This is a genomic window from Eggerthella sp. (assembly GCF_048329335.1).
Classification (GTDB): Bacteria; Actinomycetota; Coriobacteriia; order Coriobacteriales; family Eggerthellaceae; genus Eggerthella; species Eggerthella lenta.
Genome location: NZ_DBFEGU010000080.1, coordinates 1 through 8,158, shown reverse-complemented (window position 1 = coordinate 8,158; position 8,158 = coordinate 1). Strand labels below are relative to the sequence as shown.

The 8,158-nt window shown below is 66.9% G+C and carries 7 protein-coding genes; 3 read left to right on the top strand and 4 right to left on the bottom strand.

The annotated features are described in order from the left end of the window. Positions 1 to 1,668 (bottom strand): molybdopterin-dependent oxidoreductase (locus tag ACMO6A_RS02550; protein WP_418470732.1); only part of this gene is annotated, 1,668 nt, incomplete at its 3' end. Further along, positions 1,661 to 3,514 (bottom strand): NAD(P)-binding protein, encoded by a 1,854-nt coding sequence (locus ACMO6A_RS02545; RefSeq protein WP_418470731.1) that lies wholly within the window; start codon positions 3,512 to 3,514, stop codon positions 1,661 to 1,663. The genes ACMO6A_RS02545 and ACMO6A_RS02550, both read right to left, overlap by 8 nt. A gap of 228 nt (positions 3,515 to 3,742) precedes the next feature. Here ACMO6A_RS02545 and ACMO6A_RS02540 point away from each other — a divergent pair, with 228 nt between their 5' ends. After that, on the top strand, positions 3,743 to 4,249 hold the full coding sequence (locus tag ACMO6A_RS02540) for a hypothetical protein (protein WP_009304977.1): 507 nt from the start codon (positions 3,743 to 3,745) through the stop codon (positions 4,247 to 4,249). 37 nt (positions 4,250 to 4,286) lie between these two features. Here the strand turns inward: ACMO6A_RS02540 and ACMO6A_RS02535 are convergent, their stop codons facing one another. Next, positions 4,287 to 5,270, bottom strand: coding sequence for a helix-turn-helix transcriptional regulator (locus tag ACMO6A_RS02535; protein ID WP_009304978.1), 984 nt, complete (start codon positions 5,268 to 5,270; stop codon positions 4,287 to 4,289). Positions 5,271 to 5,424: 154 nt separating this feature from the next. Between ACMO6A_RS02535 and ACMO6A_RS02530 the strand changes: the two genes are divergently transcribed. Then, a complete protein-coding gene (locus ACMO6A_RS02530) occupies positions 5,425 to 6,381 on the top strand; it encodes an L-lactate dehydrogenase (RefSeq protein ID WP_009304979.1) in 957 nt (318 codons plus the stop codon). 7 nt (positions 6,382 to 6,388) lie between these two features. On the opposite strand, the gene ACMO6A_RS02525 is transcribed toward ACMO6A_RS02530, so the two are convergent. Beyond that, positions 6,389 to 7,228 carry a TrmH family RNA methyltransferase gene (locus ACMO6A_RS02525; protein WP_418470730.1) on the bottom strand — a complete coding sequence of 280 codons (840 nt, stop codon included), beginning with the start codon at positions 7,226 to 7,228 and terminating at the stop codon, positions 6,389 to 6,391. A gap of 98 nt (positions 7,229 to 7,326) precedes the next feature. On the opposite strand from ACMO6A_RS02525, the gene ACMO6A_RS02520 reads away from it, so the two are divergent. Beyond that, a complete protein-coding gene (locus tag ACMO6A_RS02520) occupies positions 7,327 to 7,908 on the top strand; it encodes a hypothetical protein (protein ID WP_009304981.1) in 582 nt (193 codons plus the stop codon). Positions 7,909 to 8,158 lie beyond the last annotated feature (250 nt).

Genomic DNA, 8,158 nt, shown 5'->3' with positions numbered 1-8,158 from the left:
CTGCACGTTGTTCTGGCCGCGCAGCGGGTTCACGCCGCCGCCCGGCTTGCCCAGGTTGCCGGAGATCATCGCGATGTTCGACAGCGCCATGACGCCGTCGGTTCCCGTGGAGTGCTCCGTCACGCCGAGGCAGTACATGATGGCCGCCGCGTCGGCTGCCGCGTACATCTTCGCCGCGGCCACGAGGTCGCGACGGTCGATGCCGCAGATGTCCTCCACCAGCTCGGGCGTGTAGTCGCGCACCGTCGCGGCCAATATCTCGAAGCCCTCGGTGCGCTCGCGCACGAAGTCCTCGTCGTACAGCTCGTGCTGAATCAGGTAGTTCACAATGCCGTTCGCGAACGCGACGTTCGTTCCCGGCCTCAGCTTCAAATGAATGTCGGCATGCGCGGCCAGCCCGATGTCGCGCGGGTCGACCGCGATGAGCCGGCAGCCGCGTTCGACCGCCGCGCGGATCTGCATGCCTATGACGGGGTGGGCCTCCTCGGGGTTCGACCCCACGAGCATGATGACCTCCGCCTTGCGCGTGACGTCTTCGATGGAGTTCGTCATCGCGCCGGAACCAAGCATGGTCGCCAGACCGGCGACCGTGGGGGCGTGTCAAACACGCGCGCAACAGTCCACGTTGTTCGTTTGGAGCACGATGCGCGCCATCTTCTGGAACAGGTAGATGTCCTCGTTCGTGGAGCGCGAGCACGCGAACGCCGCCAGCGACTCGCCGCCGTGGACATCGCGGAGCTCCGTGAAGCGCCTCGCCACGAGGTCGAGCGCTTCGTCCCAGGTGGCGGGCTCGAACTCTCCCGTCTCGCGGTTCTTCACGAGCGGCGTTCGTATGCGGTCGGGCGCGTCGACGAAATCGAAGCTTGCCGAGCGCCCCTTCACGCACAGAAGCCCGTGGTTCGACGGGCCCGGCGCGGCCTCGGCGTCCACGACGACGCCGTCCTTCACCACCAAATCCAGCTGGCAGCCCACGCCGCAGTGCGGGCACGTGGTGCGCACGCGCTCGGTCTCCCACGAGCGGTACGTCGCGCGGCGCTTCTCGGTGAGCGCTCCGGTGGGGCACGCCTGCGCGCAGTTGCCGCACGACTCGCAGTCGGTGGCGCGCCAGTCCGCGCCGAACGGCGCCTCGATCAGCGTGCGAACGCCGCGCTTCGCGGTTCCCAGCGTGTGGTTGCGCGCGGCGTCGTTGCAGGCGCCCACGCAACGCTGGCAGCGTATGCACAGGTTCGGGTCGTAAGCGAGGAACGGGTTCTCGTCGCGCACGGGCTCGCGCTTCTGCGCTGCCTCGAAAGGAGACTCCAGCACGCCGTACTCACGGCAGACGGCCTGCAGCTCGCAGGCGCCGTTCTTATCGCACGAGAAGCAGTAGTTCGTGGAATCGAGGCCGTGATCGGCGATGATGAGCTCGAGCGCGATGCGGCGGTACGCCTCGATGCGCGGCGAGGAGGTGGTCACCTTCATACCGTCTTGCACGGGCGTGGCGCACGAGGGCACCGGCTGGTCGAGCCCTTCCACGTCCACGACGCACACGCGGCACGAGGCGATGGCGCTGCGCTCTTTCAGGAAGCACAGCGTGGGGATGCGGATGCCGGCAGCGCGCGCGGCATCGAGGATGGTGGAGCCTTCGGCAACGTCGAGGGCGATCCCGTCTATCGTGATGCTAGGCATACTGGTGCCTGCCTCCTTCCATAACGCCGCAGCCGAAACGATCGCAGCGCAGGCAGCGCCCGCACTCCTGCACGACCTCTTCGCGGCTCATTCCGTTCTCGACGCCATCGAAATCGAGCCGCCGCTCGCGCGCGGGACGCTCGGTTATCTCCACGCGCCCCTTGGGCGTGCGGTCGTTCGGCAGCGGTTCGGGCACCTCGATGTCACACGGCAGTTTGTGATGGTAACCCAGGAACTCGTCGATGTTGCGCGCAGCCACCTTTCCCGCCCCGATGGCGCGGATCACCGTAGAGGGGCCGGTCTGGCAGTCGCCGCCCACGAACACATGGTCGTACCCTTCGGCCGCAAGATGATCGTCGGCATTGAAGCAACCCCAGGTGGTGCTCATGCCGAACTCCTCGAACGGGCCCGACACCACATCTTGCCCCACGGCGATGAGGATGATGTCGGCTTCTATGCGGCGCGTCGGCTTGTCGGCCGCCATCGGCGCCGGACGGCCGCCGCGCACGGGACCGATCATCTGCGGCTGCGTGATGAGCGCCGTGCAATGTCCGCGCTCGTCCACCTCGATGCTGGCGGGCGCCTCCAGCACGATCATCTCCACGCCCTCGGCGATGGCGCTCTCCACCTCAGCCGGCAGCGCCGTCATGTCGTCCTTGCGGCGCCGGTACACCACCGAGACCTCGTCGGCCCCGGCGCGCACCGACGTGCGCGCGCAGTCCATGGCGACGTTGCCGCCGCCCACCACCACCACGCGCTTGCCCGTGAAGTCGGGATAGTCGCCATCGCCGATGGCCCCCAGCAAATCCACTGCCGAGACGACGCCTTCGGCATCCACGCCGTCGATGCGCAGCGACTTGCCCGTCTGCGCGCCGATGGAGACGTACACCGCATGGTACGTGTCGGCTATCTCGGCCATTTCATGCGCGCCCACCGCTTCGCCGCAGCGGGCCGTGATGGTGCCGGCGTTCAGAATGCCGCGGATGTCCTCGTCCAAGCGCTCGCGCGGAAAGCGGTACGCGGGGATGCCGTAGCGCAGCATGCCGCCCAGCTGGGCGCGTTCCTCGAACACCGTCACGCGGTGCCCCATGAGCGCGAGGAAGTACGCGCAGGTGAGCCCGCTGGGCCCGCCGCCGATGACGGCGACGGTGCGCGCGGTGTCCACGCTGCGCGGCGGGGGCGCCACCTGGTCGGCTGGCATCTGGTCGACCGCGAACTTCTTGATCCCGCGGATGTTGATGGGCGCATCGATGAGCGTGCGGCGGCACCGCGTCTCGCAAGGATGCTCGCACACGAACGCGCAAGCCGTGGGAAACGGGTTATCCTTGCGCACCATGTTGACGGCACCGGCGTAGTCGCCCGCCGCCGTGAGCGCGATGTAGGCGGGCACGTCCACGTGCGCGGGACACAGCGTCTCGCAGGGAACCGTCTGGCCGACGCCGGCCTGGCAAACGCGGACGTGCACGTGGCTGGCATACTCGTCGGCGAACGTATCGAGACCCTCCAGCACGCTGCGGGCGGCCTCGTAGCCGATGGCGCAATCCGACGTGTCGCGGATCATCTCGGCCAGCGCGCGCAGGCCCTCCAGTACGCCCTCGTCGGCGTCGCAGTCCACCACGCGTTTGAGCATCGCCGCCAGCTGCGGGATGCCGTCGCGACACGGAACGCACTTTCCGCAGGTCTGCGCGCCGCTTGCCTGCAGCATGGTCAGCTGCACGGCCAGCGGGCACATGCCCGGCGGCGTCGCCTCGACACGGCGCGCGAAGGTGTCCAGGTGCGCGGCAATCCGCGCATCGTCGCGCGACCGCGGCGCAATCGATAGCTTGGCCACTGGCTCTCCATCCATTATCGGCTCGAAACCGACGAGCGTCTCCAACGTGTTTCCCGTGCGTCATTCTAACGCAAACGACGCGCCTTGCGGCGGCCGCGCGCGCAAGGCGCGGAGAAGGCACACGGGCAGCGAGCGGCGCAGACGGGTCATGCGGACCGAACGATCGGCAGCTGTCCCACAGAAAGGACAGGCTTGAACCGCCGAACGTGTACCATACGCAACAAGAGAGCAAAGGAGAGTCCCATGCATGCAAGACAAGCCGACCAAACGTCCCTTTTCGCCCCCGTCGACGCGGCCGCGGCGTTCGCGAACCTGTACCAGCGATGGTTCGACGACCCGCGCGGCCTCGCACGAGCCAACCGAAGGCAGGCGCGCTGCGCCGTCGGATCGTACGTGGCAGACGTGCTCGCCCTGTTCGACGAACGCGCCCGCGCCTACCTGCCCGGCGCGCCTACCGTCCTGCGGTTCGAAGGCTGCGACCTCGCCGTGTTCGTGATGCGGGGGCCGCACATCGCGCTGCACGTCGGCAGCTTGGAAACCGACGCGCCCGTAGCGGGACTGCGCTGGAAGAGCCTGCGCCCCTGCTCGTACGCCATCGGACGGCAGGTGAGCGATCTTGTGTTCTGCACCGACGAGAACGGGTTGCTCGTGGAACTGGAGATCGTCCTCGACGACGGAGGCCGACTGGTCGTCGGCGGCGGCCGACCCGCCTGCGAGCACGACGAAGAGGCGATGCCGCAGGCGGTGTGAGGCGCGCGGACAGCCGAGGCGCTGGAACGGCGGCGTCCTACTCGTACGCGGCGACGATGTCCTCAAGGTAGGCGCGGTACTCCTGCGCCAGCGCGGTCGGCTTCTCGATGCGAACGCGGCCGCCGAACTGAGCCAGCCACCCGAACAGCACGGGGCTCTTCATCACCGTCGCGTACACGCGCGCCCGCCTCTCCCCCGTCGGCACCGACTCCACGTCCTTGCCGAACCGGTCGATGACCGCGCCCATGACCTCCTCGTCCACCAGCAGCGTGGCCGCCACCGGCTCGCCGCTGTACATGCCGAACGCGCGGCTTTCCAGCTCGCGCGCGTCGAACGTGGCGATGCGCTCGTTTTTGAGCGCGGGCTCGTCCAGCACCTCGATGCGGTCCATGCGGTCCACGCGGTAGTTCGCGAAATCGTCGTGCTTCTCGTTGAACACGACCAGGTAGTAGTAGCCTTCCGCGTACACGAGCTGCACGGGCGTCTCGATGTAGCGCTCGCCGTTATGCTGCAGCGCCTTGCGTTTCGCCGCATCGTACTTGAAGTAGACGAACGAGATCCGGCGCTTGAGCGCGATGGCCTCCTGGATGCGGTCGACGCTGCCGAACACCGACTCGTTCTGCATCTTGATGCGGCCTTCCACGTGCACGCGCTTGTCCAGCAGCGCGCGCTGCCGCCGCGAGGCCAGCTGCTTCACGCCCTCCACCAGCGCGTCGCTTTTACGCTGCGTGAGGAAGCGGGAGCTCTGCACCGCGTCCACCAGCAGCTGCAGCTCGGCGAACGCGAACGCGCGGTGCTCCACGGCGTACTCCACCGGCGCGCGCTGGTAGGTGCGCACGTCCACGCCGAACTCGCGCAGCGCCTCGATGTCGCGGTAGATGGACTTGCGCTCGGCCGAGATGCCCAGCGCTTCCAGCTTCCCGATGATCTGCGCCATCGTGAGGCCGCGTTCGGCATCGGTCTCCTCCTCGAGCATCCGCATGAGGTACAGCAGCTTGAGCTTCTGACGATTGATGGCCATGGCCCCTCCTTGGCGACGACGGTGCAGCTTGCCTGCCACGCTCTCAGTATAGCCGCCCTATCCTTTTTTCGGTACAGACAATCGATGAACGACCTTGACGGGTTCGCCGGGATGCAGTAGGTTCTCACTCGAACATGTCGACGGAAGGAAGCGTATGCAGCGCGTTATCAACGATCGGAAAGTGGCCATCGTAGGGTGCGGATTCGTGGGTTCGGCAACCGCGTTCGCGTTGATGCAGAGCGAGCTGTTCACCGAGATGGTGCTCATCGACGTCGACCGCGACCGCGCCGAGGGCGAAGCGCTCGACATCGCGCACGGCATGCCCTTCGCCGGCCCCATGAACATCTACGCGGGCGACTACGACGACGCGGCCGATGCGGCCATCATCATCGTCACGGCCGGCGCGAACCAGCAACCCGGCGAAACGCGCCTGGACCTCGTGCATAAGAACGTGAGCATCTTCAAGTCCATCATCCCCGAAATCGCCCATCGCGACTACCAGGGCATCTTGCTGGTGGTGTCGAACCCGGTGGACATCCTCACGCACGTGGCGCTGAAGCTGTCGGGCATGCCCGAGAACCGCGTCATCGGATCGGGCACGGTGCTGGACACCGCGCGCTTCAAGTACATCCTGGGCGAGCACCTCGGCGTGGACCCGCGCAACGTGCACGCGCGCATCATCGGCGAGCACGGCGACAGCGAGATCGCGGCATGGAGCACGGCGAACATCTCGGGCATCCCGGTGAACGACTTCTGCGAGCTGCGCGGCCATTTCGAACACGACGAGTCGATGCAGCGCATCGCCGAGGACGTGAAGAACAGCGCCTACGAGATCATCGCGAAGAAGAAGGCCACCTACTACGGCATCGCCATGTCGGTGAAACGCATCTGCGAGGCCATCGTGCGCGACGAGAAGCCCATCCTGCCCGTGTCGAACTTCCAGAACGGCGTGCACGGCCTGCACGACGTGGTGCTGTCGATGCCGGCTGTGGTCGGCAAGAACGGCATCGAGTACCAGGTGCCGGCCCCGCTGTCCGACGACGAACTGGCGCGCCTGCACGAGTCGGCGAGCACGCTCCGGGAAGTGATCGACGGGTTGGATTTGGAGTAGACGGCGCTCAATCGCGCCACTTCGTGCGGAGCTCCCAGAAGGCCACGGCGCTGGCCGCCGCCACGTTGAGGGAGTCCACGTCGTGGTCCATGGGGATCTTCACCGTGTAGTCGCAGTTCGCGATCGTCGAGGGCGCGAGGCCGTCGCCTTCGGTGCCTAGCACCAGCGCCAGCTTGTCGCAGCCGCGCAGGCGCTCGTCGTGCAGGAAGATCGCCTCGTCCGACAGCGCGAGCGCGGCCGTCGAGAAGCCCAGCGAGCGCAGAAGCGGCACGCCCTCGGCCGCCCAGGCGCGCTCGCTTCCGATGCGCGTCCACGGCACCTGGAACACCGTCCCCATCGCCACGCGCGCGGCGCGACGGTACAGCGGGTCGTGGCACGACGGCGTAACCAGCACCGCGTCGATGCCCAGCGCCGCCGCCGAGCGGAACACGGCGCCGATGTTCGTGTAGTTCGTCACGTCCTCCAACACAGCCACTCGGCGCGCGCTCGCCAGCAGATCCTCCACGCGAGGCAAGGGCGGGCGCTCGAACGCGGCCAGCGCGCCGCGCGTCACCTCGTAGCCGGTCAGGGCGCGGAACTGCTCGCGCGTGGCCACGAGCACGGGAAAGTCGGGATCGCCGTCCAACAGCGAATCGACGAGTGGCATCGTCTGATCGAGCCACTTCTCCTCCATGAACAGCGAGCGCATCCGCACCCCGGCGGCCAGCGCGCGCTCGATCACCTTGCGCGACTCACCGATGAACAGGCCGTGCGTGCTGTCGGGGCAATCGCGCAACTGCGCGTCGGTCATGCCCGAGTACGCGGCGAGCCGCGGGTCGTCGAGGTCTTCGAGGTGGATGATCGGCATGTCGTTTTCCTTTCAGTCGCCGACCATCGTACCACCGCTCGCCACGATGCTCTATACTCGACTGATCCGATCAAGCACGTCGCGCGAAGGGGATCCTCATGGCCGCTACCGTCAAAACGCTTCTCGAACACCACGGCGAGCTCTACTGGGGCACGCGCAAGGCCAATCCCGGCTACTGCTACGGGCTGGCGCTCGACGTGGGCGCAGACGGGCTGGCAGCCGAGCTCGTATACGTGATGAGCGATCTTGACGAGAACGACGAACCGCTCGTGACTCCCGAGACGCTCGTGTCGTGCTTCACCGTGAACGACCTCGAGGACAACGGCATCATCCTCAGCAACTACCTGGACGACGAGGATGCGCCCGAGGCCGTGGGCTGGTACTGCATCGAGAAGTCGTTCTTCGGGCGCGACAACGTGGAGGCGCTGCTGGATAACAACGCTCGCCTCGACGGCCATCTCGACATCGTGCTGCAGATCCTGCTGATCTCGCCGGAAGAGGTGGCGCAGGGCATGCCTTCGCTCGACGAGCTGTCGTTCTTCGACCTCCTGGAGGAGCTCGAAGGCGTCGCGGAGCGCATCGACAACGGCGACGTGCAGCCGCCGCTGCCCTTTTCGTTCCGCCTCGTGGGCGACGCGCTGTTCGGCTGGGAGCACGCCGACGAAGAGGATTTCCGCTAAGGGTCGACGCACCGCGGGCGTGCACGTCTTTAAAGTGCTATGTGCGGCAAAATCCAGGTTTTGGCACACCGCGCGTTCGGTTCGAGCCTTCGGAAGGGCATCGCGCTTGCGCGCGTCGACAAAACCCCAGGTGGGGTTTTGAGTTGTCGAGCCGCACGCCAGTCCGTCGTGCCAAAACCTGGATTTTGCCGCACATCGGCTTCTGAATTAGTGCGCATGGCAACACCGAAAGCTCAAACCCCCTGCCCTG